Source organism: Halalkalibacter wakoensis JCM 9140 (assembly GCF_000513095.1).
Lineage (GTDB): Bacteria > Bacillota > Bacilli > Bacillales > Bacillaceae_D > Halalkalibacter > Halalkalibacter wakoensis.
On record NZ_BAUT01000029.1, the window covers coordinates 1 to 26,902 of the forward strand.

A 26,902-nucleotide genomic window follows, 5' to 3' on the forward strand; every position below is an offset into this window, starting at 1 on the left:
GTAGGTTTTCATTGTTGCTTTGGCTTCTTTGTGATTTTCCATCTCTTTATAATTTGGAATTTCTTGATTGACTGTATCACAAACATCCCCATTTTCTTCTTCTAAATGGAGAAATAGCTTTTTAGCTAAGCGCTTCATTACACGTTCGGGTGTCGCACGAAACGTATTTGCTTGTGTATGAGTCGTATCTATACTGATTCCTGCCGTCTTTTTAATAATACCGTGTTCTACACATTGCTTGATTATCTCTGTTAATACCTCATCCAAAGTAAATTCTTGTAATCTATGTACTCTGAATTTAGCTAGTAAACTGGGATGTGGAAGGGAGTCTTCTGGATTAATCCCAAGAAAATACATGTAGGCAAGGTTTAGTGAAGCTTCTTCCATCACTCGTTCGTCAGACAAGTTATATAAATATTGAAGAAACAAAAGCTTAATCATAAGCTCAGGTTCTTTGGCTGGGCGACCATAATATTTGGAGTAAGAGTTTTCAAGCAGCTCATTCACAAAACTAAAGTCTACGAAATCATTAATGAGCCTTAATGTATGATTTTCTGGAATTTTGTTGTATAATTCAGTGTAGAAGCTTAATTGTTTAGATTGGTTAAGCATAAAAAATCCTCCTTTTTGGTTCTTGGTTTCTCGTCAATTCCATTATACCAAAAAAGAAGGATTTTTTATTTGTATTGATTTACATATTTTAGGAGTCGTTTTTCAGTGATCTCAACCTGTCCCCGTGACCCCGTTTCTGCCACTCCTCATCTGTTTCTTTCTTCCAACCACAAATAATCTTTTGTTTTATAGACTTCTAGATTGTGTTTCCTCGCAAACTCAAGAAGGTGATCGTACCCTTCTCTTTGTTCCAGAATAGATAATCGAATATTCATTCCTTTGTTTAATTTGATAACTGCAGCTCTCTTGAATCCATACCAAACTTCGTTAAATTTCAGTTGTTTTATTTGGTCCGGATAAATTTCTTTTTTCCAAATAGGTACATTGAATAAAATAAAAACTTGGTACACTAGATAGTCGCCGTTAATGTTAAATTGAAAACGATAAGAACTTAAAGCAGCTGCTAGCAGTGCTAACAATAAAAAAGCCGACAGAGATCCTCCATCAAACTCCCTCAAAACATTCCATACTGTGACGATGAGAAAAATCTTAATCACCGGCAGAATTTGCGGTCGAACGTCATATATAATTTTTCCTCCCCCTCCCCCACATCGCAGTTCAATAGACTCCCCCATAGTGCTAATGATTCGTTAGTTACGTAATTTCTTTTCAAGAACAATCTTATGTAACCCGTTTTTATCGACATAGGTGTCAATCACATCAAATCCATTTTTAATATTCAAAATTAACATACTCCGCCATTTATTCATGGTTTTGGTTTGAACAACACTGTATCCGTTGTCCTTTATATATTGATGTTGCTTTTCCATTAACTTAGAAGCAATCCCATGCTTTCTATACGTAACATCGACTCCGCCTAACCAACTATAAAATGTAGTAGGATCCAGTTCATATCCAATCTTATATCCAATCACTTTCTTCTCTTTCAGTGCAGCAACAACTAATAATTTAGGCTTCCTTGCCATCTTGCTCACTAAATCATCCGCAGAATCAAAAATACTTTTATGTAATTCAATCATTCCATCTAGAATATGATCATCTGGCATTGATTGAAAAATAAAATAATCAACACTCACGTACTTCCCTCCTCATTGTTTTTACGAACCATCATTCGGTGTTAATGGATAAACCCGTAATAAATAACACCTCCAATGACGAACAATGCAACGATAAATATGAAACTCGTTTTGAATGTTTTAAAGAATGACCGAAAACCTTTGCCTTTATCTTCATAAGTTGCTACTTCCATAGCAAACCAAACCATTGCTAAAATAATGAAACCAATGCCGATTACCCAGGCCATGTAGCACCTCCATAATTTTCCTTTTCTGTCATTGTAACACATCCCTTATTTAATGAGCCTATTTAACATGTGAAAGAAAATAGGAGCTGCAGCAGCATTTCCTATCTCCAATTCAAACTTTCTCCATTAATATAAAATGCTATAGGTTCCTATTTCGATTTAGGATGATGCCTCCCTAAATTGCTACTTTCACACTTTGCTCGTTTTCATTAAAACAGGATATTCTAAACTAAGAAACTATTCTTTCTCGACTGTTAGTTTCGTCAATAAACTTAAAAAATGGCAAAAACATTCCTACAACTGAAACAATACTAATTATTAAACCAATTAAAAGATATAAAGGTCTTACACCGAACATTTCACTTAATACACCACCAATAAGCACTCCCAATGGCATGGCTCCTCTTATGATTAGCAACCGTACTGAAAATACTTTTCCCATAAGGTGATTGGGTACAGCTTTTTGGCAAATCGTTGTATTATGTACACTAAAAATAGCCATTACGATTCCTCCAATAACTTCTGTTGTTATCGCTAAAGGGATACTATGGTTAAAACAAAGTGCTATGAATGTTAGTCCTATACAAAGGGAACCAAGCATGAGAAATCTACGACTTTTATATTTTATCTTCGTCACTACTATAGCACCTACTATATACCCAATAGGAAAGCCAGCCATAAAATACCCATATTCTGCATAGGAACCTCCTAATTCTTCTGTTATATATGGAAGAGTTGTAACCATGGTTACTCCCACTCCAAATTGAACAAAAGCTAAAAAGATCCCTAACCACACAATAATTTTTTGATTGAAGAAAAAAGATAGTCCTTCTGAAAAATCAGCTAACCATGTTTTTCGAACTTCTAGATGATTCCTCTGTTCCTGAATAAAAAGCAATGTAAAACCACTTATCATTAGTAAAGAAATCACAAGAATGAGGGTAAAATGAACACCCGTATATTCGATTACTATTCCGGCTACTAATGGAGATAAAAAGGTCATTAGACGGGCCGTTCCATCAATGTATGCATTCGCTGTCTGTAATTGCTCTTTTTTTACAATAGTTGGCGTTATTGCATGATTTGCAGGCACATAGAAAGGAGTGACTAAACCAACCACGCACTGAGCAACATAAATATGCCAAACCTCAAGATTGCCTGCTAATAATGCAGCCAAGGGAATGATAAATATGACTCCCCTTGTCCATTGTGAAAGGACCATAATCCACTTTCTACTCCAGCGGTCAATATAGGGCCCGATAAATAGTTGAAGAATCAGTGATGGTAAGAAATACAACAGCCACATACTCCCTAATGCCAGAGTAGAACCTGTAAGTTGGTAAATTAAAATGGAGTTACAAAACGTACCAAAGGCCCCGCCAAGTTCAGATATTCCATTTCCTAACCATGTTGAAACAAACGAACGATTTTTAAATATAGATGTATTCATAAACCCACCCTAATCATTGTTTTATATACCGGTCTAGTTCCTTAAAAAGCAGGTCTATTACATTTGCTTTCAATGAATATTTAGCTTCATTCATTTCAACTATTTTAGCTGCACGTAAAAGTTTAAGATGGTGATGAATAGTCGTTTTACCCATGTTTAACTGTTCTGTGAGTTCTTGTAATGAACGGTCCTTTTCCGCTAATAATTTTATTATTCGAAGCCTAATCTCATCTCCTAATGCCTTATGCTTTTGCACAAGGAAATTACTTGGCATATATCTATCATTTGGTGAAAGACTCTCATTGGCTACTGGGTAGTAAAATACTTTTGTATCTTCAATATCAGCTTCAATATTCCAAGGACGATAGACATACTGCGGAATGAGCAAAACCTTATGAACACTCGGTTCAGGAAGATAATTGACGCCACCCGTTGCCCACTGAACAAGTTCTTCAGAAGACATTTTTTCTTTCATTTGATTTTTAGATTCATAATCGGTTTGTAAAATTTGATTCGTCAGCTCTAAATCAGGTCTTATCACTGCTTCATACCATAATGTCATAACCTCTAGTAAATGAGCTTTCAGTTCATTAACATCAGTTAAACTAATAAATTCTATGTACTGAGGGAAAAAGGGATTTTCACTCGTTAACCTTTTCAATTCTAAGATCGCACTCTCTTCTCCAACAGCAGCTCTTTCCCTTAAATGCTGAAACCGATCCCCAATAAAAGGCAGACAAATGAATTTAAATGTAGAATCCTGTAACATTTCAATATTAGAACAGAAGTCATTCAGGTTATCAGTATCAGATTGATGAAGCAGTTGTAATAGTGCCTTCCACGTATTGTTCTTCTCCACAAACTCTAAATGATTTAATAAATTTTTAGATAATGACCCTTTAAGTTCTTCCCAATAAATTGCAGGTTTTTCTAAAGTGTTCATTAGTCGGGAATTCGTTACGGCTGCTATGCCAAGAGCGCATTCCCATAATGGAGAGAAAGCCAATTGAACATCATAGGTTTCCCTTTTTCTACCTGTTGTGTGTAATACCTCCACAAAATCACCTCAAATTATTTGTTTACTCCATTTTACCTAGGTATAACTTCCAATTCAATATTATTCGAACTATATATTCAACTTTATTTGAATCATATACCTTTCTTAATCCTTAGTTAAAGCTAATAAAAAAACGTATTTTGATTTTAAAAATTCAAAATACGTTCCCTTTATTATTTTCAAATGACAGGAGCAGCCCACATTTGATGCAGCCACTGTTCAAGTAATGCTACCCTTTACTTTAAGTGAATACCTTCTTCAATATACAAATGACAATTCCTTATTCAGTATCGCACCTTTCACGAATAACGACCCCCGTAAGTTCCTTAAAGAATCTTTCGTTATTGCTTCCCAAACTTAGCAACTCTTTTAAGATAAAATGCACCGACAAATAAAAACACCAAAACCTATAATTTTCAGCATTATATTTTTAACTATTTCATTATTTATTGTGATACTTAATATAGAAGCTCCAAAGACTATGATAGCCATACCAATTACAATATGGATATATTTCATTTATTGTCTCCTCCCATATAATATCTATTTCATTTAATATTTCTCTACTTTCATTAACCTGCTTCGCTAATTGAATAGTTTCTAAATATCTAGCTGCCAATTTTAAAGAATCTCACCTAGCAAATAACCATATTAAAAAGAGCATTAGCGAAAATGACACCAAACGAATCCTAATTTAATACAATGCTTAATTCTCATTATCCATAGCACCTACAAGGATTCTGCTTCGTTTAGTTTAACATTAATTTCCTTTTTATTGACAAAAAAAAGCAATCCTTCTTGAAAGATTGCTGTCTTAGTTTAAGTAGATGGTTACACATACTTTTTCACTACTAACATACGTTTTAGACCAAAGTTGACGTTTCGTTCACGTTCACCCCTTGCACCAAACGTCCCTGTAGCTCCTTGATCCCACCGATAAAAATCAATTGTATAATCGCTCTCAGGAGAATGTACTCTTTTGATGTGATCATCAGTACTAATTCAAGAAAAAACAAGTGTAAATAATACGATTGCTTTTTGTTCGCCTATCGCGTCACTTAAACATCTCATCCATTTTTATCTAAGTCATCATCCAAAAAGGATTCTTTTTCCTCCTTAACACCATATTTCTTTTCAAGAAATTGACCGACAACGGAACTGTTAATTCCTCTCCTAACTGCTGTTTCAATGACAATAGAAAGAATAAACATTCCAACAATAAATAAAAGGATAGATGATATAATGGCATTCATTTAAAATCCCCCAAAGATTAAATTATTCTCTTCTTTTTCCATTATCAAACAGAACTCTTATTGTATGAACCTACCATCCGTACAAGGAAATGATATTTTGTTCCAGTGTAGTTCCTGTTCATTTAAGCATCAAGAACCATATTTACTAGTTAAAGTAAAATCTACAATGGAAAGTTCCTCAATTGTTTGATAACCTAACCCTTCATAGACTCGGACAGCAGGCAAGTTATCTGCTAATACACCTAAATACACATCAGGTGAACGTTTTTTTCCAAGGTGTGTCAATTCACTTGTTAGATGTTTAGCCAATCCTCTTCCTCTGCAATCTAACCTAGTAACAATATTCCCAACTTCTACAAGCCGAGAGTCATAAAAATGATAGCCACCCACTGCTATAAAATCGTTTCCTTCCTTAATTCCGAGAAAAGGACAATTCTCTAACTCACTTCTAGTAAAAAACCTCATTCCACCTCTATGTAAGAAATTAAGCACATCAGAATATTCACTTTCACTAACTTTTTCTACCATATTTGATTCAAGGAGTTTCGTTTCATCTTGATGCTTCATCGTTAAAAATCGTTGAGGCTTCTCCTGAATGAGACCGAAGGATTTGAAAAGTTCAAGGTCACGTTGACAGAGGATCGTACCACAAACAGCATTTTCATCAAGTTTGATAGCTTCTCTTGTAAAAGCAATGAGTTCTGAAAAAAAGATGTTCTGTTCTTCAACATGGAAGAAAGAAAAGGCTGGAAAGGAAAGTTCACTAAAATAAGCGAATACAGCAGTAAGTTGGTTATGAACAAATTGGCCCATATACAAAGCCTTCTTCTTGCGTTGAGTTACATAACTGTAAAACAGCAAATTCTGGTCTGCATTAATGTGCGGCAATAATTCTAAAATGTCATGATGAGTAAGGATCCTATGAGTAAGCATGTAGACACCTCGCTATGGTTTGGTAAAGCTTCAACCCTTCTTACATTAACGATAAAACTATTTTTTAATGGATACAAATAATTTTTGAGACAGCAAGTAAGCTAAAGTGGCAACGAATAAAGTTGAAAAAAATGGAATGATTGAAGTCTGCCCAAACACTACTTCCTGACTTCCATGACGATTAATTGAAGACAAATCTGGAGTATAAAGAGCTGTCACAATCCAACCCGATAAAATCTGAAATACGATATACAACAAAACAAAACTTAAAATAAATACAATATATCTTTTCACCCTTCTCACTCCCTTTTCCTTATCTACGAAACAATGATCAAATAGGTTTCCAATTATATGTTACGAAAAATAGAGCTGCAGCAATACGACTCCCCCCATTTACTAAAACTCTCCGTTTTCCCCTTCTTGCCATTTCTACTAATCTGCATGTTAATTTGACAAAAAAGTGACCACATTTTTAACAGAAAGTGAACATTATGTTAAATGAATGAAAATCTCTTTTAGTGAGGAGAGATAACATTTACCATATACCTATATACAAAAGTTTTAAAAAATGTAGGGGGAAAGAAAATGAAAAAAATTAAAGGTTTATTTGTATTGTCAATGACGGCTTTTGTTTTAGCAGCTTGTGGTGGGGACACAACAACGGCAGAACCAGATACGTCGACACCGGAAGAAAGTACAGAGGAAAATGGTGCAGAAGAAACAGACGCTTCAGCAGCTGAAGAAGGTCGAGTATTCACACTAGAAGAACTTAGTGAGTATAATGGGCAAGATGGAAACCCTGCTTATGTAGCGGTTGACGGAGTCGTTTACGATGTATCAGGTATTGGAGTGTGGGAAGGCGGAGAACACTTTAATGGTGTAATGGCTGGTGCTGATAACACAGAAGAAATTTCAGCATCTCCACATGGCTCTTCTGTATTGGAAGACTTACCAATCGTCGGTACACTTGAATAACAATAAGAATAAAACAAGACACCTCGTTACGATTCAAATAATCGTAACGAGGTGTCTTTGTTTAAAGGTGGCTGGCGGGAGATCATTATTGCAATCCCCGTATGTCTATAGTCTTGAGTTTTGGAGAAGTTGGTTAACACCATAAACATTAGGGGGTGCAACTGACAACTTTTAATTCCGCTCTAGCCCCCGTTAGTTAAGGAAACTTTTTCTTTTTTTAACTACTTTCATTCTTTTTTATTTTTAATTTTTTGAAGTTACTAAATATACTACAATGAATGTTCATATTAAATCAGTATAGGGACTACTAGAACCAGCGTTGACATTGACTGATAATAGCCGCCCCCAGCACGTCCATGCTCTATCGTACTGCGGGTCAGGTATGGTTATTCCACATTATTTTTTCACACGAAATCTACGCACGCCGCTCCATCAAATTGATTCCAATCCCCATGCAGACTACGCCGAACAATAGCATAATCGATATTGGTTGTAACAACTCAGGCAATTCCAAGTTATAAATTGCTGCCCCTTTCAAAGCATCCAGTCCGTAATAAATCGGCATCCCCTTGGATAAAGCAAGCAAGATTTCATTCGTGACAATCTCAATCGGCCAATAGGCTCCTCCAAGCATTGCCATCGCCGTTGCCAAGATGGGAACTACCGCCTGCATCTGCTGAGATCTCTTTACTAGTCCCATCACCAGCATTCCAAGACTTACGATTGCAAAGGTGTAGCAAGCAATAACGAGTAATAACACACCATAACGCTCTCCTAAGTCAAATCCAAATAAGAATCGAAAAAATAAGAAGGCGACGAGAATTTGAACATATCCAATAAGAAAACTGTATAGTAGATGCCCTGAATAGATCTGCCATTTATACAGTGGTGAAACGATGAGACGGTCCCATGTTCCCACTCTTTTTTCTTCCGCCACATTCATTAAACTGAACATGATCGTATAAATGGAGAAAAACAACGTCATTCCAAACAACACGTGGAGTTGGTCATCATATATAAATGTGCTTTCCTCACCACTTAAGGATTCAGTTACTAGCTGAATCGCAGGTTCATTCGTTACTTGTTCCAGCTCAGAACGAAATTCCTCTGCGTCTACCTGTGATGCCACTTCTTGTAACCTCAATTCCTCTGAAAACACTTGATATACATAGTTTTCCACTGAAACACTAGATGGCTCCTGCACTGCAATTAGAATGCGGTAATCATCGTTCATCAGCTTCAGTGCGAGGCCAGCGTCCCTGCTAGAAACAGCTTCGTGCGCTTCTGATTCTTCCACCCACTTAAAAGTCAGGTTCTCCGCTTCATTCAACCGATCTAGCCACTTCACCTTCTTTTCTTCCTCCAAAGATGGATCTCCGTAAGTGTAAATCGTAAACTGGCTGTTCGGCCCACCAAATCCTGCAAGCACTGATACAAACAAGATGGTCATTCCTAGAAAAGAAAGAACAAGTGTAGGTGCACGGCGGAACCGCTGCCACTGTAATAGAAAGACTGATTTCATCTACACCGACCTCCTTTTAGGAAAAATAAGAATGCTGCTAGCAATAAGGATGACAGAAAACCCTGCAATTCGAACCAAATACGGGAGAATCAGATTCATATCAAGCTCCTGCATCCACTTTATAAATGCAGTCAATGCCGCACCATTTGGTGTCCAATTCCCCATTGTACCAATGATTGCAGGCATTTCAGAAGTTGGAAAGAAACTTCCTCCAATAAAGGCTAATAACGTCACAATTCCACCTGCAAAAATGTGATTTAAAGCATCATTTTCGTATTTCACGGTAACCGCAGTCAACAACGCTGCAAAGCCACCAACACAAATGGCAAGAATCATTGCAATAACTGCAATCCCTCCCCAAAACGCAGGTTCATCGAGAGGAAAGGTTCGGAATACTAAGCTAGACACCAGAAAGAGAATGAATAGTTGCAAAAACGAAATGAATGATGCCGATATAATTTTTCCACCTAAATAAACGATCGGATGTTGATTGGATAGGATGATTCGGTTAAACACATGTTGCTTTTTTTCTACATAAGCTTTACTCGCAATAGTCGACCCAACAAACAATACAAACATTACTGCCATACTAATCGTATAATACTGAAAGGAGGTGATCGGCTCCCGAGCCGAAATGGATTCTATCCCCCCTAGCTCTTGTGCTTCTATATGTTCTCCTTCACTTCCAACCAAAACTTCCTCATGTCCTAATTTTATTAATGTTTGAGATATAGCCGTTTCAAAATTCATTGTGCGAACATACCGATCTATCATATGGATAAATGCATCTGTTTTGATGGAACCGTAGTCTTTCACGGTGATGAGCAGGTCACTTCCGTCCCCTTCATTCAATAACATTTTTTGTAGAGAACGGTATGTGAAATCTTCCGGTATTGTTAGAATGGCAACGATCTCTTCGTTTTCCAATGCTTCCTCAGCTTCAGAAAAATCAAGTTCTGCCACCGTTACCATGTCGCTGACGGGTTCGCTTTCCATCAATTGTTCCAACATGGTATAAGGCTTTACTTCCTCTACTGCATGTTCCAGCTCCAGAACAATTTCTGGAGGCATCCCCATGTTTTCTAAATCCGCTACAAACTCTACTATTCCTTGCTGCTCATCATCCTCTATCACAAATGCCACTTCCATATGAAAATCAGAAGTATCTCCTCCAAGTAATCCCCTTAAAGCAAAACTCAAAATTGCGATTAAAATGATAGGCATGAGTAGGAGAACCATTAGCTCTGTTCGATCACGAAGCAGAACTAGTATATCCTTTTTCAAAAAGTTTCCCATCCCCTTCACCTCAATCCCTTAGCTTTCGACCTGTAAGGTGTAAAAACACGTCTTCCAACGTCGGCACTTTTACATTGACATTTAAGATTTGCGCCTGATGACGTTCAGCAACTTGAAAGATACTTCCAAGGAGCTTACTTCCCTTAGGTACGATTAACTTCAGGCCTTTCTCCGTTTCAATCGTTTGACGAATTCCATCGTGTGATTGTAAATCCGTAACCAAGTCTGGGTAAGGGCGGTCTAGGTCGATCAAAATCGTTTCCTCACCAGATAAAATGCTCTTTAACTCGTCTTTTGTTCCTGAAGCAATAATCTGGCCGTGATCCATGATGTAAACCCGATCGCACAGACGCTCCACTTCCTCCATATAATGACTTGTATAAAGCACAGTTAACCCCTTCTGCTGGTTGAGGTGCCTCACGGTATCCAGAATATGGGTTCTTGATTGTGGATCGATTCCCACAGTAGGTTCATCCATAATTAGAAGCTCCGGTTCATGTAGCATCGCTGCTGCCATATTAACCCGACGCTGCATTCCGCCTGAATAAGTTTTGACAATCTCTTTTTGCCGTTCCTTCAAACCTACTATTTCAAGGACTTCCTGGATTTTTGCCTCAAGCTCTTTTCCTTTCAACCCGTATAGTCTTCCAAAAAACTTTAAGTTTTCATAGGCTGTCAATTCTTCATACAACGCAATTTCCTGTGGAACAACCCCTAACACACTCCGAATAATGCCTGGATCCTTTAGAACACTCTGGCCTTTTAGCTTCACATCTCCTGAAGTTGGTTTGATAAGAGAGGAAATCATGGATATCGTTGTTGATTTCCCCGCTCCATTTGGCCCTAACAGTCCGACTGATTCCCCTTTATCCAAATATAAGTTGACACCATCTACGGCAGTCTTTCCTTTAAAAACCTTTTTCAGCTCTTCTGTCTCCAGCATTTCACTTCCTCCTTGTTATCGTAAAACCAGTTTTTATTACGTAAGGCCACTTCACTTCTTGTCTATGTATCAAAGTGTATACATTAAAAGACAGTGTTCCCACTGTCTCCGGTCATCCGTTTTTTCTGTTTTCATGACTTAAGTCATTTTTTCCAATCAACACTCTTATACAACGTTATGTCGGATCGCATAAATCGCAATCTGTGTGCGGTCTCTCAGCTCCAGCTTATCCAATATTAGGCTGATATGATTCTTTATGGTACCAATCGACAAAGCCAGTTCTTCTGAGATTTCCTTATTGCTTCTCCCCTCGCCGATTCTCCGAATAATATCTAGTTCCCTTGGAGTTATCGACGGATCTACTTCTTGGGATCCTGTCTGTTGCTTAATCAATCGGGGCATCACTTTTGCTGCCACTTGGTCCTGTAAGGAGAGGCCTCCTGCCAAACAGCTGCGTATTGCTTTGATGAGTTCATGCGGTTCTGCATCCTTGAGCATGTAGCCGCTCGCTCCACTTTTCAGGGCCTCTAATGCATATTCATCATCATTAAAAGTTGTCAGCATGAGCACTTTTCGGTCCGGCCAGCGGGAGTGTATGATACGGGCAGCTTCCAAGCCATTCATTTCTGGCATGCGAATATCCAATACAATGACATCAAAATGTTGTTTTTCGCATAGAGTAACAGCTTCCTTCCCATTACTCGCTTCTCCCGTTACCTTCAGCTCAACGTCTGTCTCCACCATCATTTTCAATCCCTGTCTAACCATCCCCTGATCTTCAGCTAGTAAAATACGAATCACTCTATTTTCCCCCTCTTCATGTCGAGAAGTGGTAACGTCCCGCGCACGATAAAATTCCCATCATAATGAGTCACTTCTAGTTTTCCACCAGTTTGTTCCATACGTTCTCTCATAGAAGACAATCCAAATCCTTCTTGATGCTGTCTGGACATTTTCACTGGGTTCGACACTTCAAATCTAAATACGCCACCAGCTGGTGCTTCAAAGACAATATTCACCTCACGCCCGCCGGAATGGCGCATCACATTTGTCAGTGCTTCCTGCACAGCACGGTACACGGCAATGGCCTGCTCATTTCCCAATGGAGCCGTTAACGCTCCATGTCGAATTGAAAACTGAATTCGCATATAGCTTTCGGCTTCCAGTTTTCGAATCAACCTGATAATCGCTGATAACCCTCCTACTTCATCTTGTTGTTTCAATGCTTTTACGGCACTGCGGGTTTCCTCCAGACTTTCCTTTGCCAGTTTTTTTAATTCTAGAAGCCTTTGATTAGCAGTTTCATCCTTTTGTTCCATTCGAACTACTTCTAGCTGCATGAGCAAAGCTGTTAGTTTGTGACCGACCGAATCATGGATTTCTCTTGCGATCTGCGTACGTTCCTCCTGCCGAGCAGCCTTTTCATCTTCCACGAGGCGCCGCTTCATTTTTCTATACTCACTCATGAGCGCCTCGTTCCTCGCTTCCATTTCATCTACCCTATTTTTCTTATAACGGTAATTCGCCAAAGCAACTCCTACAAACAACACATACAACACAATAAATAGTTGTGAATGACTTGGATATCCGAAAAAAGAAGGTACGATCATGCCCGCAAATAAAATGGCCGCGACAATGAGACTCTGCCAACCTTAAGATAAACAACGGCCATCCCTGCTATGATTGCAAAAACAAGGAGAGTATATAGGTTGATTATTCCCTGACTCTCAGGCCACAAAGTTAAGACCGCCAGTGCAGCCAAAAAACTAGTGATGATCATAAAGATGATTTGCTGTTTCTTTAATAAAGGTGCTAGGAAAAACAGGGTAAAAAAAGCTGCACTCCCTATTAGGCGATGAGGGTTATCTAATAAACCCCCTTGAAACTGCAAAAGGGCAAATAACCATGAAAGTAAAAGTAATAATAGCCAAATCCAATATGTATACAATCCCATTCTTCTCCCCCAGCTTTATTTGAATGATGATTCCCGTGTATCTCGAGCTATTAGCTAGTCATATCATAGCAAATTAGATTAGGGGGAAAAATAGAAACTTTAAATAGTGAAGCGGATGAGCAAGAAGTGAGTCAACAACAGTAAAGTTTCTGAAACAACTGTCATTTAATTTGGCATCTGAGACCTAAAACAAAAAGACGCTTTTCCTATTGAAGAAAAACGTTAGCTTGTTGAAGATTGTTGTCATTAAAATTACTGTTGTTTTCAAGAAAGAGAATTGTTACAACTATTTTTCTATTGAATAGTATCGTTGTACTGTACATCATTTTTAACAACTAATCGGCTCTGAATAAAAAAACAAATAAAAGACAAACTGAAAATCGGAGGTGTACCCATGAAACAAACATTTGAAAAGAACGTTTTAAGGTTATTGTTAATATTTGGATTAATTTCATGTATAAACATCATAAGAAAACCACCTGCTAAAGATTGGATGATAATCTTTTGTTCAAAGGATTTCTTTCATCCATACTTGATAAGTTATTAGTTCGCGGGGGCTATATTAAATATCCCGTTAAATTAGCTAAATGCTGTGATATCAGTTTTGTATTTGATTATTTAATATTTCCAATAATATGCGTCTATTATAATCAGGTTACTAAAACCTCAAATTTATTTGGGATATTAACTAAAACGCTATATTTTAGTATTCCTATGGGTATAATCGAACACTTTTTTGAAAAACGAACGAGTTTAATTAGTTTCCACAAAGGATGGAATTCATTTATTAGTTTCCTTGCAGTTACAATAACATTTTTAATTTCTCGTGCATTTATAGCAATAATCAGAAAAGCTCCTAACAAGCCTGTTCCCGAAAACTAATTAGATCAGGCTTATACTTGTTCACAGTTTGTGTCTATTACATAATACAATGCTTAATCTATGTATTGGTAAACAGTCTGTCACTCTGTGGTACACTTTTTATCACAAAAAAATATGTGAGAGGTGGTACATTTCACTGGTTGTAATCAAAAATGGATTTTTTCATGTTCAATCAAGTATCAGAAATACCTATTTCCAGTTTTTGGTTGAATTTTTTTTGAACTATTACTTAAAATAACCATAATAATATCCCATTTAGATAGGACTGATACATTTGTTTAATCAAAATATTGCAAGAGGGCTTTTGCTCAGCACGATATTGTCGACAATCTTAAGTTTAGTCGGTATCTCTCTAACCATTTTTCATCATTTTAAAGTTAAAAAGCTAATACTCAAACAATCCCAGTTAAGATAGTTCGTTCATAACCACTTTTGTGGTTATTTTTTATTAAGAATTGACTACACCGTATCCGTCAACTATGAAAAGACGATTACTCTGAACGTAATCGCCTCTTTAAAAGGACCGTATCGTTATGCTACGCAGCAAATTGATCTGTTGTTTTTTCTCCCCGCTCTTTTTCGTTAAAGCTCTCCGTAACTTTAAGAATTTTATTGATTTAATTCCTCCCACTTACTTAAATACATTCGTTCCGTGAGTTTTTTGTGATTATCTATTTTACAAATAAATTCTAAGCTATTACCGTCTGGGTCATTAAAATGAATTTTAGCATGTGCATAGTCGTTGTGAGGCATTACAAAGGGTTCAGTAGGTTCAAATCCAAAAGCCTCTCTGGGTTTATAACCTTTATTGTTGAGCCAATTAACAGAGTCTTTTAATCCTTCTAACGATACTTGAAAAGCAATATGTCTTATCGAAGGATGATATTCAAGTTCTACTTTATCGGTTTTCCACAATCCCAACCAACTTTCATCTTTTACAATCCATAAAAATGCCAACCTATTTTCAACAATATGGTCAAGTTCAAGCCCAAGACCAGTGTAGAACTCTATTGAACGTTCTAAATCGCTTACTGGTAAATGTGCTTCATATAATCCCTTTATCATCATTCAGAAACCTCCAAATTTAATTGTTAAACTCTACTGCCCGTTACTTCAACAACAGAACAGTGATAGCCTTTATTTAGCTATCGCACCCGTTTAGTTGAACAAAAGCCACTAAAATCCTCACGTTAAATTTATGGCAAGTAATGCCGTTAAAGTATCGCCACCCGTTAGTTGAATATCACGTTATTCTTTAAAGGCACTTCCTGAGACATTGACTCTCTTTGATACAAAGAAATATCCAAATAGATAAACAAATAAACTTCCAATTACAAAATAGGATATTTCAGCAGTAGAAGTATGAATGAACTGAGCGAAATACAGAATAAAAAATTGTGAATATAATATAACCAAGACAAACTTTAAGAAAGAATCATTCATCTGGGCTTTAGAAATAGGATAAAGTAGTACACTTTCTTTAATTTCATGTTGTAAAGGAATTACTTGAAATCCAGTCGCAAATAAAATTAGAAGAGTAAAAATCCATCCACTTGTTGGCATAGCATAATTAACAAATATGCCAATTACAGTTAGTCTTAGAAAAAGGTAAAAGTAATCATTATATCTTACAAACAAGTGTGAGTATAAATATACGAATGTATTACTCTGACTATATGGGATACACCTTTTCACAATCATAGTGAGCAAACGTCTATTCCGAAAAGAACGATTAAGATTGGGAACATCCATGAAAATATTAATAAATTTAAAGTTTCTTAATAAGGCACTTTCTTCTTCAGCTATTAGCCACTCCCAATTCAGGGTTCTTTTTTTTCCTATAAAATAAATTAAATAGGCGAAATTTACACTCATTAAAACAAGCTCAAAAATCCAGTCATTTTTAAACAGAAAATAACACATTAAATATATTGAGAAAACCCTATTTAACCTATGTAAAACAAATTGTACATGGTTCTCTAACCATTGTTCAGTCCACTTCATTAAAACATTATAAAAAACAATCCCCCCTATTAAAATAAAGATGGGAAGATTTATATTAGTTGTGTGTACAAAAAGGAATAATAAAACGGTCATTAAACTAAGCAATTTAATAACATCAATAACAAAGCTATATACAAGTGATTTAATAAAATACGACTTTAATTTCACTTCTAATGCCAACAAAAATAATATATCTGCCCTTTTAACAAAAGTGCGAATGTTCGTTCGCATTAAAAAGAAAGTTATAAATAGGGATAAAATTACTTCAACAGATATCTGAGGAGGTATCCACTCAAGAAATAAATTAAAATAATAAACAAAGATACTACCAATGACCAGAAAAAAATAAACAACATTCGCACCAATGATTGAATAGTACCTGAACATTTTTCTATAAAATTCCTGAGCCCTTATATTCCATACTGTTTTTATATCCATAAATATACCCGTACTTTCATGAACTTTTTTAAAAACATAGAAGCATCAACTATTTATCTATCCTTACGCAGTGCAATGTATTATTTGCTTTACTCTGTATTCATTTCCTAATGTGAATCATATATCTTAAAGTTCTTCCACAAATCTGCTTATATAAGCTGAAGTACATTGTTTTCAATCTACATTAAAACACCTGGGATATTGAATTAAGCTCCCGTTAACACAACCAGACTAGCGATACCCTCTTAAAGGTTTCACTCCCGTCACTTTAAGTGAAAACATTCACTATATTATATTTTAGCACTATCGGATACCCAAAAAAGGACTACTTATCGCAGCCCATTTATACGAATTTTAATTTCTAGTTATTAAGTGTTCTATTTTAGTTTGAACACTGTTTAATACTTCTGTGTTCACTTTGCCAAATCTTTTTCTGACAATCCCTTTTGAAAGTGTATAAATTTTGTCTGCTCTCACTGCCGAAGTAACTTTAAGATCACCTTCGTCTAAATCTTTTTGTTTAATCACAACTGAATAATCAAGGCTTTTTAAATGTGATGTAATAGCAACAACAAGAATATCATCAGTCATCTGATTATAATCATCGTTTGAAATAATGAGAACCGGGCGTTGTTTTCTATTTGACAAGTCACTAAATGGTACTGGAATTAAAACAATGTCACCTTGTTTATGCATCATTCCAAACCTCATCATCTATATCATTATCCCAAAAATCAATGCTACTTTCGCTCGTTTTTGTTAATTCTTCTGATAAACTTTTCTCTTTTTTTGTCTTTAAATATTCAGCAAAGTCTAATATTTTATCGACTTCTTGCTCTGGAATTTCATCAATAATTTTTAGCAATCGTTCCTTAGCAGTATTCATAATGTTTATCACCTCTTCCAGGAATATTTTATCTAATTATACCATTATCAAACACTTCAACACATTTGTATAAGTAAAGCTCCCGTTACTTTAATAAGAGCTATACTCCTATTTCAAAAGCATGTAAAATACAAATTGCTAATTTGACGTCTAAACCATTGTTTAGAATTTTTATATAATTTGTCTTTAGCCCTAATTCACGGTTGCGCTCCATTAAAATAAATTCCTCATTATCCTTTGTCATAGTCGTTCTTTTATTAAAAGCGTCTTTTGATATGGTATAAGTACCTCCGTTTATTTCAAATTCTAATTTTTTATTTAGCAACTTAACATTATTTGTCTCTGTTGCTATGATTTTATCTTGTGTGTTATTAGAATAAGTTATATGGAACTTTCTACGAAGAGACCAAGCATCTATTGCTTGAACTAACTTTTTATTAGACGTATCCTTTAAAGCAATATTAACTGCGGTACTAGGGTTACGTACCGATAAAAGAAAGTCTATTAAATTTTGATTAAACCTTTGTAAAACAAACTCAATTTGATTTTTATTATTTAATACATCGACTTCTTTCTTTGAAGCTATATTAAATGGAACTTCATAATAATAATCGTAATCTTCCAAAATGGAACCTCCCTAATATGTACAATTACATTCTCTTTATTTATCTTCTCTGCATAAACCTTCTCTTAGAAATAAATACGATTAAAAATAAAAAGGGTTTCACTTACTAACTTTATTGCGCAAACCGGCCCGTTACTTCCATAAGAGAAGGAGCTGCCGCCACGACACCCCCTTCTTTCGTTCAAGCTCCTGTTAGCTTAACAATATTGTTATAGAAACATAAAATACAAACAAAGATGAAAAAATACTGAAATAGCCCAAAAATGTCTTTTTATCTTTTTTAAGTTCAATTACTCCTGTCAGCAATACAGAAAAACTTACTATCAGCATTAAATAAGGCATAAACTCAAAGTTTTGAGTAAAAAGACTATAACCCGCTAAAACTATTATAATAGCCGAAAAGATATTTCTTACTATTTTCAAAACATTTCTCCCCCATTTAGTTCCAAACCAGAATTCTCAGTTTTCATTAAAGCAATCCGTTAGCTTGAAATACAATTATACTGTTCTATTCTTTATTAATTTTTTAACTTTGACATAATCAGAACTACCTATGGCAATAGCAGATAGGAAACTGGCCATAATAAACGCCGTTTCATAAAATGCAATGTAAATAATAAAATAAACTAAACCTAATACGATGAGCACCAAATCCGTTTTCAAAACTAAATGTAAATAATTCTCACCTTGCTTTGATAATATAAACCCTGTTACTAATATGGATATACATAGGTTTATAAAATAAGCTATGGTGAATAGCGAGGCTCCTAAGTATGCTGTGAAAATGATATCACCATCTCCTGCTAGAAGAGACAACAAGTAAATAGATAAGGGGCCAACAATTAATAATATAATAATCTTTTTTCTTCGCTCAGGGGTAGCCAACGAATTATAAAAGTATCTATGGATATCTTCTATCTTATCTTTATTGAAACGACGGACCAAAACAACTGAAATTTGCTGAAGTAGGAAAACTAGAAAAAATATGATTGCAGCTAATAAACCATTACTCGTAATGATTTCCGACAAAGAACCACTCCTTTTGTTTTTATAAGCCTTTCATAAACACCCTTTTACTAAATGGAGAAATGAGTTATTTAATTTAAAACGCCCCGTTCCTTGAATAGGATAAGTGACAACAACTTGGAACTAATTTTATTTGTTCTATAAAAATATAGAAAATAACATGATAGATAGATACCAAGGTATTAAAAAAATAAGTGGAACAAGATACGCTTTAGAATGATTGAGGTATATACGTTTCATTAATGCTTCAAAACCATTCACAATGGTAACAATGATAAAAGCAGACAACCAACCATTAAAATAGTCCGACCACCAATTTAATATAATGAAAAAGTAAGCAATTACGAGTATTGCAATGGTCCAATTACCATACACGTAAATCTCATAACCTCTATTGGTTTCTGAAATCTTATCGTCCTCCATTTGAAACTTTCTCTTTACCATTTTCTCAAATATGAACCACATTCCTAAAACTGCAAGTACTAATGTGAAATGGAACATCAGGCACTCCCCCGTACATACTATTCAACTCTTCTTTCTAAATTCTCGAATAGCTTCTATACTCTGTTTTAATGCTAACACTAATTCCCTTTTATTTGGGATAAAAATGTAAAAAGCGCCTCCGTTTGTTACAGAAACGCTACCCGTTTGTTTAAGTGAATGACATCACAAATATCTCTCACTTTTTAAATACTCTTTTTTTAAAATGCCCATGTGAATTATGTCATGCCATTTCCCATGGCCTATTTAAACTCTCTCGTTTAACAAATCCAAGTTTAGTATATATGAACGCTTTCTCATTAAGTGAAAATACCCTAAGTGACAAGCGGTGTAAATATGAATCGGCAAGAACAGCGGATGTTTAAAGAAGGTCAACCTCTTCTTTCAACTTAAGAATTACTAAACATTAACTGTTGTCAGCAGAATAGCTACAGCAACTAAAAATAAGTAAACTGTTTCTGGTGTGAATGCCGAGATTGACGAACCAATTATATAAAGAGTATAAGTTGACAGAATTATAATTCCTAACCATAAAAATGATTTAACCTTTTTAAGATAACCTATGAGTGTTAGGACAAACAATAACGAAGCTATCATTCCAACTATGGCTAAAAACGTTTGATCGTCTCTCCAAAAATTAAACCCATTTAATAAAGACACTAAACATAAGATTACCAAATAAAATGGAATGTACTTGTTTTTACTCAATAAATTCACCTCCAAAAACGATAACCTTTCTCCCTCTGTAGAAGTAACTGCTCGGAGTCGCTCAACATTTTCACTAAGTCAATTCTAACATTATTTTCCTTTTGTTTGTGCTAAAAAAAAGAGGATCCCTGCTGCTATTACAGGAATGCCCTCTTTAGTTCAAGAAAATATAACATGTAAGCCCGAAAATAACGGCTGAAATCACTACTCCAGTCAATGCTCCTATTATCATTTGGTTAAATTTTTTACGGTCTTTTTCTTGACTTGCCTCTTTACTATCATAAAACATTCCAAAAAGGCCACTTGTAAATATTGCATCAGCCATTCGCCATCTCTTTTCTGAATTCCCTATGTTATTTTTGGGGTTATCTTTTTTTTGTGGCTGATTTGTCAAAGGAATAGCTCCTATACTTACTTTTTTTCTACTGCATTCTTTTATTTAATGCGGATTTTCATTTCATCATAAATGCGATTTGGATAGTCTATGATAGTAAAGACTACTTGTTCTTCGTTTCCTTTCTTCGCTTTAAAGGAAACCTCTTGAAATGAGTTGTCACGAGTGCTATAAGAAGATTCATTGTTAATGTCCATTTGTTGCCCTTTTTCATCTAGAACTTGATGGTCAAAGATTTGAAACAATTGTGATTGATCTAACTCTTCATCCATCTTTATTAAAAACGTGAAATGGTGGTATGAAGCATCCTCTGAATACTCGTGAAGTGTTAACCCTCTAGGAGCAGTCAGTAACGTTTGACCTTTTACATCAAAGGTCACTTGCAATCTTTCTTTCGGTAGTGCTCGCACCCGACTAGCCGTTATATATAACTCTTCTGCTTCTGCAAAATAACTACTTTCTAAAAAGAGAGAGTTTTCTCCCACTCATTATGGTTATGAGATATGACTCCATTTGTTGTGGCTTCCCAGCGCTCTCCTTTTTCATTTTCAATAGCTAGCTCTTCTAAGCTCAATATTTTTAATGCGTTTTCTTTATCTTCTTTAAATTCAATACTCATTTGAGTAGGATAAATGACCGCATCAGAGAATGTTATGTTTTGCCCTGCAAAGTCAACTGTTTCACTAAATGAATACTCTTCTTTTAAGCCAAGGAAACTTTCTTTCTCAAAAGGGATTTTGACTTCCCACACATCTTCATTGGTTACTTTTCCAGTCGTCGGAAGTTCCAACATAAATGTAGTGGCTAGAGTGAGTTCTTCTGGTAACTTGTCGATGTCGTGTATATTAATATCAATTTTTCCATAAACCATTTTTTCATTTGCAATTTCATCATGCGGTTCGCCGTAACTCATACCCGCCAAAAACTCGTTCGGCTTTAACGTAAGATCTTGCATACTCGCATAAGAATAGCCCTTTTTATTTTCAAGAGAATAAAAAAGAACAATCCTCGCTTCATCAGCTGTATAGCCTTCAATCGTTAACTTAAGTCCGGCATGCTCATCGCTTACTCCTACAGCTGTCGCATAGTTTTGCTCAATGGCTTGTTGAAGTCCTTTATCAGAATGAACAAGCTCAACTAACCACGTTCCCCCTGGAAGTCCACTAATATAGTTTGCAAACGTTGGCGATGCACGGACCGTTGTAAAGAAAACGAGTAAAAAGAAACTTACGGCCACACTTGACCATATTCTTCTCTTTCTCACTCGTCTTTCTTTTTGAGCTTGCCACATCCCAGCTCTGATGGTTTCATTTAGTTTGCTAGGTAATTCTACTTGATTTAGTTTATTGGAGATTTGATATAGTTCTTTTTCACTTGGCATAGCATGTATCCTCCCCATCTTCCCATGAAACTTTTAATTCTTTTAACGCCTGGTGTTGCCATGTTTTTATTGTGCCTTCCGGTTTTCCTAAAACCCTTGCAATCTCAGGAACGGCTAAGTCATGAAAATAGCGAAGGATAATAACATGTTGATACTCTGTTCTAAGCGTTTGTATTTTGTTTTTCAAGTCTAATTTCTCAGCATGGTCTTCTTCTAGATGTTCCTTCGATTCAAACGCCTCATAAGAAAGTACTTTTCCCTTTCGTTTGATCTCATCATGACAATAATTAATCAAAATTCGAACCAACCATGTTGAAAAAAATGCTGGTTCCTTTAGCTTTTTAAGCTGTTTAAAAGCCCTATATGTCACCTCTTGAACCGCTTCAAGGGCATCGTCTTCATTATAAAAATAGGAATATGCCATTCGATACAGTTTTTCTTTGTTGGCAATCATCAAATCATAAAATGCTTGGTCATCACCTTTTCTCGCTTGAATCACTAAGTGCTCCTGATTCATCTTTCTCCCTCATTTCAACGTCTCTTATTCATTAGACGATTTCGTCTTATAAAACGTTTTAAATCCCAAAAAAATTTTATTAAAGATTGGCTAAGTTCTTTTAAATGTTGATTTTATTTATAATTAAATAGACCCCCTAATTTTGGGAGTCTATTCGTTTCTCTAAATAACGCATCCGTTCACTTTAAGTGAATACCTTCACAAGGTTCGATTACCTACATTAAGCTATAACGCAAAAAACGGCAAGTATAGAAGAAGTGTACCTAATATACTTGCCATTTAGCTATTTGACTGTAATGATAATTCGTCTATATTTCTGACTGCTTTCAATTGTTGTAATACGTCCAATCCAATGATCCCACCAAATCAAACCCATCATTCATTGCTCCAATTTCTAAAGCAAACCTTCTGTACACCTACCCTTTTGCGCTTAGATTTCAGGTCTCTTCCAGAATACCTTTTCATATCTGGATTATCTAAACACCTAGTCACCCGTGTTTTACATTAAAACATCACAGCCTTTATCTATTCAAAGCCGTGATGTTTATTGGTCTATGTCATTAAAATCCCTAGCATTGTGAGTGATTCGCACCACTTCTATTGAATCACTTTTAATACGATAGATTATTCTATAATTTGTTAAGATTTTCTCTCTAATCATTTCATTTTTCATCTCAGGAACTATGCGACCAGAGTATGAGAAAGCAGCTGTCGTTTCAATAGAATCAATGATACTTTTTGCGAACACTCTTGCATATTCTTGCGAGTCTTCAGCTATATAATTACATATGTTATCTAAATCTTTAACAGCAGTTCTGCCCACCTTAATTCAGCCATTTCCCTAATTTCTCCTTAACTTCATCATGAGAAACAACTTTTCCCGCGTTTAATTCTCTAATTCCTTTTTCAATTTTTGATCTTACATATAGCTCTCTCATAATATCTTCAAGGGTTGCATTCTCCGGTAAATCCTTTATTAACTTAATTACTTCTTCTTTTGTACTCATGTAAGAATACCTCCCTTACAAAGATTGTACTAATATGATAAATCAAATTTTCGCTCGTAACATTATCTTATCACTCAAAAATCAGAAATTATTTATTCAACAATAACTACCCTTTAGTACAATAAGAAAATAAGAAAGTTTATTTATCATCACCTATAACCAAACCATAGATAAAACCAAATAAAACTATTCCGAATCCTGGGTATAATACTAGGGAACCTCTAGTTTCAAATGTTGTATCTAACGTTATCGTTGCTCCCAGTATGATCATAGCGATCCCCAATAACATAATTCTTGTTGGATTGATAATAAAACCTCCTTTTTCGAGTATCTAAATCCTAATCTACCCATTACTTCAACAAGGAAAGGCGATAACCTTTATTCACTATCGCATCCGTTACTTTAACTGTACTTATTCACAATCTTTATGTTCGTTTATTATCTAATTCTGAATCATACTTCTTTGGATCAGATATATTATTTTCAACCAAGAATTTTGCTTCTCTTTTAAACATATCTATGTAGAATTTTCTATCTTTATCAGGGTCACCTAACTTATCAACATCGCCCTCGACTATTACATTATCATTTTTAAGGTCTACAATCACTTTCAAATGGACCTTATTTCTATATAAGACAGTACCAATTACCTTCTTTTCCTCTAAATCCACGACAGGGTAATCAAAGCATACGGTCTTAACCCATATTGAGTATCCAGTAAACTTGCTTCTTAACAAATATAGACCGATTGCCAAAATGATGATTATAATGATTACTGCTTGGATGATTATTTCCATTAAAATAACTCTCCTTACGTATAAAGTGTTGATAAGCCACTCCAAACCTTGATTCAATTAATGTTCTCTGTTGACGCAATATCCAAAGGATTCCGACAACTTTCATGAAATTTATTGACTTGACTTGTTTATAGCCCTTTAAAATACATATCTGCGTAATCTTCTATCTCAACGTCTTTCCGTAAGATACTAACAATGTTTTTTACACATGCAGAGGACAATATTCCGTTTTCATTAAAATGAAAAGCATAATTAGCTGCTGTTTGCTTAATTTCTAACTTAGGATGATGGAGCAATTTAATCAGGCTTTGCTCAATGAACAGTTTATACTTAGTTGGATTTATATATAGATAATCCAAAGCGTAACCAACCTCTAGCTCATCATTATCAGCAAATGCATTTTTCATTTCTGTTATGGTCCATTGCCTTTGTCCATCGCCTGAATAATCTTCATCATCTTCTACGTTGTGCACATATAACCTCTCCAAAAACGTATCAAAACTTCGAGCCAACTCAATAATCACATCAGTTTCAGGTTCAATCAATATGACGGGAGGATTTGCCTTGCAAGCTCTATAATCAAGTGCAATCCAAGAATGACCATCACCAGATATTATCACTAAATCATTTGGTAAACCCCATTCTTGGATTAGGTAATCACTTTCTAAAATCCCTTTTTCTTTCCCAGTTCCAATCCCAAATATATGGTCAACTTTTACATGGTCATCAGCCCACAATGTTGGAACATTTGTTGGGTAAGCATTATATATGATATATCCACCATTTTGTTGTCCCAAGATACTGGTATAGGATTTAGGCAATTCAACTCTCAACTTATCTTCTGCTAACTCAATAATCTTATCAGTTAGCTCATCTAATCTCCCGAAATCAATATTCTCTTGCCAGATTTTTTCATTCACAAGAATACCTCTCCGCCTTCATTATTTTTTCAAGTTACTACGCTGACCATTTTCATCTAACCCGTCCTTTACTTGAATAACCTTTGTTAATTTTAACATTCATTTCCTTTTTCGTATTCAAAAAATGAGTTCCTGCTTTATTACAGAAACGCACTCATTCGTTAAATTTTTAATTACTTTGATTGCCCTGCCGACTTAACTTTGAAAGTAATCTAATAATTTCTGCGATCCCTAATAAGATAAAACCACCAAACATGCTACCTATACTTACTAATAGGTTTAATCCATCGCTCATATCGAACTCTCTTTGTACAAATATCCTAAAAATTATTGCTTCAATAGCTGGAATATATAAAAACAGTGCAATAGCATTCAAATTTTCTCAAATGATCTCTCCGACATTTTTTAAAATGCTCCGTTAGCGGATCGAGGCAAGCGATACCTTATGAAAGACGCATCCGTTAGCTTAACAATGAATATGTAGTACAATTCCAATGTTTTGTACCCGCTTTTCTTTTTCCTTTCCATCCTTTTTTCTGCAATTCCTTCGCAATAAGCATATTAAAAAATCCATGTCCAACTAATACCACAGATTTATATTCATCAGCATAATCAATTAATTGTTGTGATGCCTTTTTCGCTCTCAATTTTGCGTTACTCAAAGACTCGCATTCGTTAGAATATCCACTAAACCATAGTAGTCTTAAAATGACTGCCCATATACTAGGTCTTAATTTTATATCCAATAATCTCATTGAATGAGTAGGTAATTCAGTTTCTCTAAACAAAGGGTCAGAAATTGTTTTCACTTTTGGATTTAGAATTTCCGCTGAATCAACTGACCTTTTTAAATCACTGGTTAGCACAAATTTTGCTGTTGCTATTTTTTCAAGTGTATCAGAAGGATAAATTGATTCTTCAACTACTCCATTGTAATCATACTTTTCAACCCATTCCTTAAATTTCAAACATGTTATTGTATCATTATCAGTTAGCAGTGATTTCCCATGTCTAATCAACGATATTTCCATATTAATCTCCTGTAATTGAACTTTTTTCTATAAAAAGTTTAAAGGTCCTTCTTCAATATTCCTGCACCGTTACTTCAACAAGAGGAAGGCATAACCTTTATTCAGCTACCGCAATACAAGAATTGTAATTGTCTGAACCCAATTGGTGCCTTTTTGGTTTCTGGTTAACCCTTCATCTTTCTTACCGTCCAACGAACCAATAAAATAATTAGCAGTAACCAAAGAATGATTTGTAGATTGAATTCCTCCTTACATAGTTACTGCTTAAATACTAATGTGAATAGCCTTTTATCCTGCCTCTTATAGTTTAACATTATTTTCCTTTTTACTGGCATAAAAAAGGGCATCCCTTTTTAGTTGGAATGCCTTCGCTTGTTTAATAAGATAGTAATCTTAGTAAATGTTATTGCTTTTTTTCTTACAAACATAGTCACTTTTAAAAAAAAGAACCCTAACCCAAAATTGA

35 protein-coding genes are annotated in these 26,902 nt (G+C 35.3%); 2 read left to right on the top strand and 33 right to left on the bottom strand.

Going from position 1 to position 26,902, the window contains the following annotated elements; all coding sequences use genetic code 11:
* From JCM9140_RS12030 to JCM9140_RS12070, 10 genes are all read right to left on the bottom strand, one after another.
* Positions 1-612 (bottom strand): transposase (locus JCM9140_RS12030; protein ID WP_034746624.1); only part of this gene is annotated, 612 nt, incomplete at its 3' end.
* A 146-nt stretch (positions 613-758) separates the two neighbouring features.
* Positions 759-1,130, bottom strand: coding sequence for a hypothetical protein (locus tag JCM9140_RS12035; RefSeq protein WP_156314865.1), 372 nt, complete (start codon positions 1,128-1,130; stop codon positions 759-761).
* A 132-nt stretch (positions 1,131-1,262) separates the two neighbouring features.
* The gene (locus JCM9140_RS12040; protein WP_369384419.1) at positions 1,263-1,709 is read right to left on the bottom strand and encodes a GNAT family N-acetyltransferase; all 447 of its coding nucleotides are present in this window, start codon (positions 1,707-1,709) and stop codon (positions 1,263-1,265) included.
* A gap of 41 nt (positions 1,710-1,750) precedes the next feature.
* Positions 1,751-1,936 (bottom strand): hypothetical protein, encoded by a 186-nt coding sequence (locus tag JCM9140_RS12045; RefSeq protein ID WP_034746630.1) that lies wholly within the window; start codon positions 1,934-1,936, stop codon positions 1,751-1,753.
* Positions 1,937-2,165: 229 nt separating this feature from the next.
* Complete coding sequence (locus JCM9140_RS12050; protein WP_034746633.1) at positions 2,166-3,386, bottom strand: MFS transporter; 1,221 nt, start codon at positions 3,384-3,386, stop codon at positions 2,166-2,168.
* 13 nt (positions 3,387-3,399) lie between these two features.
* A complete protein-coding gene (locus tag JCM9140_RS12055) occupies positions 3,400-4,443 on the bottom strand; it encodes an ArsR/SmtB family transcription factor (RefSeq protein ID WP_034746636.1) in 1,044 nt (347 codons plus the stop codon).
* Between the two features lie 831 nt (positions 4,444-5,274).
* The gene (locus JCM9140_RS25415; RefSeq protein ID WP_162232197.1) at positions 5,275-5,445 is read right to left on the bottom strand and encodes a DUF5412 family protein; all 171 of its coding nucleotides are present in this window, start codon (positions 5,443-5,445) and stop codon (positions 5,275-5,277) included.
* A gap of 65 nt (positions 5,446-5,510) precedes the next feature.
* Positions 5,511-5,696, bottom strand: coding sequence for a hypothetical protein (locus tag JCM9140_RS12060; protein ID WP_034746639.1), 186 nt, complete (start codon positions 5,694-5,696; stop codon positions 5,511-5,513).
* 129 nt (positions 5,697-5,825) lie between these two features.
* Positions 5,826-6,629, bottom strand: coding sequence for a GNAT family N-acetyltransferase (locus JCM9140_RS12065; protein ID WP_034746642.1), 804 nt, complete (start codon positions 6,627-6,629; stop codon positions 5,826-5,828).
* A 57-nt stretch (positions 6,630-6,686) separates the two neighbouring features.
* Positions 6,687-6,923, bottom strand: a complete 237-nt coding sequence (locus JCM9140_RS12070; protein ID WP_034746645.1) for a hypothetical protein — start codon at positions 6,921-6,923, stop codon at positions 6,687-6,689.
* A 291-nt stretch (positions 6,924-7,214) separates the two neighbouring features.
* Between JCM9140_RS12070 and JCM9140_RS12075 the strand changes: the two genes are divergently transcribed.
* On the top strand, positions 7,215-7,604 hold the full coding sequence (locus tag JCM9140_RS12075) for a cytochrome b5 domain-containing protein (RefSeq protein ID WP_034746647.1): 390 nt from the start codon (positions 7,215-7,217) through the stop codon (positions 7,602-7,604).
* A gap of 415 nt (positions 7,605-8,019) precedes the next feature.
* Here the strand turns inward: JCM9140_RS12075 and JCM9140_RS12080 are convergent, their stop codons facing one another.
* The 6 genes from JCM9140_RS12080 to JCM9140_RS24500 form a co-directional block, all read right to left on the bottom strand.
* Positions 8,020-9,126, bottom strand: coding sequence for an ABC transporter permease (locus JCM9140_RS12080; RefSeq protein WP_034746650.1), 1,107 nt, complete (start codon positions 9,124-9,126; stop codon positions 8,020-8,022).
* A complete protein-coding gene (locus JCM9140_RS12085) occupies positions 9,127-10,422 on the bottom strand; it encodes an ABC transporter permease (RefSeq protein ID WP_034746653.1) in 1,296 nt (431 codons plus the stop codon).
* Between the two features lie 10 nt (positions 10,423-10,432).
* A complete protein-coding gene (locus JCM9140_RS12090; RefSeq protein WP_034746656.1) occupies positions 10,433-11,365 on the bottom strand; it encodes a daunorubicin resistance protein DrrA family ABC transporter ATP-binding protein in 933 nt (310 codons plus the stop codon).
* Positions 11,366-11,530: 165 nt separating this feature from the next.
* Positions 11,531-12,166 carry a response regulator gene (locus JCM9140_RS12095; RefSeq protein ID WP_034746659.1) on the bottom strand — a complete coding sequence of 212 codons (636 nt, stop codon included), beginning with the start codon at positions 12,164-12,166 and terminating at the stop codon, positions 11,531-11,533.
* Positions 12,163-12,975 carry a sensor histidine kinase gene (locus JCM9140_RS12100; RefSeq protein WP_235715335.1) on the bottom strand — a complete coding sequence of 271 codons (813 nt, stop codon included), beginning with the start codon at positions 12,973-12,975 and terminating at the stop codon, positions 12,163-12,165. The genes JCM9140_RS12095 and JCM9140_RS12100 overlap by 4 nt, the downstream gene beginning before the upstream one ends.
* Positions 12,972-13,319 carry a hypothetical protein gene (locus JCM9140_RS24500; RefSeq protein WP_235715336.1) on the bottom strand — a complete coding sequence of 116 codons (348 nt, stop codon included), beginning with the start codon at positions 13,317-13,319 and terminating at the stop codon, positions 12,972-12,974. Before JCM9140_RS24500 ends, JCM9140_RS12100 begins: the two co-directional genes overlap by 4 nt.
* A gap of 504 nt (positions 13,320-13,823) precedes the next feature.
* Here JCM9140_RS24500 and JCM9140_RS25070 point away from each other — a divergent pair.
* The gene (locus tag JCM9140_RS25070; protein ID WP_305037887.1) at positions 13,824-14,201 is read left to right on the top strand and encodes a CBO0543 family protein; all 378 of its coding nucleotides are present in this window, start codon (positions 13,824-13,826) and stop codon (positions 14,199-14,201) included.
* A 609-nt stretch (positions 14,202-14,810) separates the two neighbouring features.
* On the opposite strand, the gene JCM9140_RS12110 is transcribed toward JCM9140_RS25070, so the two are convergent.
* The 17 genes from JCM9140_RS12110 to JCM9140_RS12195 form a co-directional block, all read right to left on the bottom strand.
* Entirely contained in the window at positions 14,811-15,266 is a 456-nt protein-coding gene (locus tag JCM9140_RS12110; protein ID WP_034746790.1) for a VOC family protein, read from the bottom strand.
* A 183-nt stretch (positions 15,267-15,449) separates the two neighbouring features.
* Positions 15,450-16,643, bottom strand: coding sequence for an ABC transporter permease (locus JCM9140_RS12115; RefSeq protein ID WP_034746667.1), 1,194 nt, complete (start codon positions 16,641-16,643; stop codon positions 15,450-15,452).
* Between the two features lie 354 nt (positions 16,644-16,997).
* Complete coding sequence (locus JCM9140_RS12120; RefSeq protein ID WP_235715337.1) at positions 16,998-17,342, bottom strand: type II toxin-antitoxin system PemK/MazF family toxin; 345 nt, start codon at positions 17,340-17,342, stop codon at positions 16,998-17,000.
* Positions 17,332-17,529: a DUF2281 domain-containing protein gene (locus tag JCM9140_RS12125; RefSeq protein WP_034746670.1), complete on the bottom strand. Its 198-nt coding sequence runs from the start codon at positions 17,527-17,529 to the stop codon at positions 17,332-17,334. Before JCM9140_RS12125 ends, JCM9140_RS12120 begins: the two co-directional genes overlap by 11 nt.
* 100 nt (positions 17,530-17,629) lie before the next feature.
* Positions 17,630-18,154: a tubby C-terminal domain-like protein gene (locus JCM9140_RS12130; RefSeq protein WP_034746673.1), complete on the bottom strand. Its 525-nt coding sequence runs from the start codon at positions 18,152-18,154 to the stop codon at positions 17,630-17,632.
* A gap of 192 nt (positions 18,155-18,346) precedes the next feature.
* Positions 18,347-18,577, bottom strand: a complete 231-nt coding sequence (locus tag JCM9140_RS23760) for a DUF3953 domain-containing protein (RefSeq protein ID WP_034746674.1) — start codon at positions 18,575-18,577, stop codon at positions 18,347-18,349.
* Between the two features lie 75 nt (positions 18,578-18,652).
* Complete coding sequence (locus JCM9140_RS12140; protein WP_034746676.1) at positions 18,653-19,183, bottom strand: hypothetical protein; 531 nt, start codon at positions 19,181-19,183, stop codon at positions 18,653-18,655.
* 135 nt (positions 19,184-19,318) lie between these two features.
* Positions 19,319-19,681 carry a DUF4181 domain-containing protein gene (locus JCM9140_RS12145; RefSeq protein ID WP_034746679.1) on the bottom strand — a complete coding sequence of 121 codons (363 nt, stop codon included), beginning with the start codon at positions 19,679-19,681 and terminating at the stop codon, positions 19,319-19,321.
* 862 nt (positions 19,682-20,543) lie between these two features.
* Entirely contained in the window at positions 20,544-20,783 is a 240-nt protein-coding gene (locus JCM9140_RS12155; RefSeq protein ID WP_034746685.1) for a hypothetical protein, read from the bottom strand.
* A 41-nt stretch (positions 20,784-20,824) separates the two neighbouring features.
* The gene (locus JCM9140_RS12160) at positions 20,825-21,268 is read right to left on the bottom strand and encodes a hypothetical protein (RefSeq protein WP_034746688.1); all 444 of its coding nucleotides are present in this window, start codon (positions 21,266-21,268) and stop codon (positions 20,825-20,827) included.
* Positions 21,244-22,164, bottom strand: coding sequence for a DUF4179 domain-containing protein (locus JCM9140_RS12165; RefSeq protein ID WP_034746691.1), 921 nt, complete (start codon positions 22,162-22,164; stop codon positions 21,244-21,246). Before JCM9140_RS12165 ends, JCM9140_RS12160 begins: the two co-directional genes overlap by 25 nt.
* Positions 22,154-22,681 (bottom strand): sigma-70 family RNA polymerase sigma factor, encoded by a 528-nt coding sequence (locus JCM9140_RS12170; RefSeq protein ID WP_034746694.1) that lies wholly within the window; start codon positions 22,679-22,681, stop codon positions 22,154-22,156. Before JCM9140_RS12170 ends, JCM9140_RS12165 begins: the two co-directional genes overlap by 11 nt.
* A 544-nt stretch (positions 22,682-23,225) precedes the next feature.
* Positions 23,226-23,504 (bottom strand): type II toxin-antitoxin system RelE/ParE family toxin, encoded by a 279-nt coding sequence (locus JCM9140_RS12175; protein ID WP_052002235.1) that lies wholly within the window; start codon positions 23,502-23,504, stop codon positions 23,226-23,228.
* Position 23,505: 1 nt separating this feature from the next.
* Complete coding sequence (locus tag JCM9140_RS12180; protein WP_034746700.1) at positions 23,506-23,688, bottom strand: hypothetical protein; 183 nt, start codon at positions 23,686-23,688, stop codon at positions 23,506-23,508.
* A 425-nt stretch (positions 23,689-24,113) separates the two neighbouring features.
* A complete protein-coding gene (locus JCM9140_RS12185) occupies positions 24,114-24,485 on the bottom strand; it encodes a hypothetical protein (RefSeq protein ID WP_052002236.1) in 372 nt (123 codons plus the stop codon).
* Positions 24,486-24,613: 128 nt separating this feature from the next.
* Positions 24,614-25,405, bottom strand: coding sequence for an SMI1/KNR4 family protein (locus JCM9140_RS23190; RefSeq protein ID WP_081727677.1), 792 nt, complete (start codon positions 25,403-25,405; stop codon positions 24,614-24,616).
* Positions 25,406-25,866: 461 nt separating this feature from the next.
* Positions 25,867-26,436: a histidine phosphatase family protein gene (locus JCM9140_RS12195; protein WP_034746703.1), complete on the bottom strand. Its 570-nt coding sequence runs from the start codon at positions 26,434-26,436 to the stop codon at positions 25,867-25,869.
* Positions 26,437-26,902: the final 466 nt, after the last annotated feature.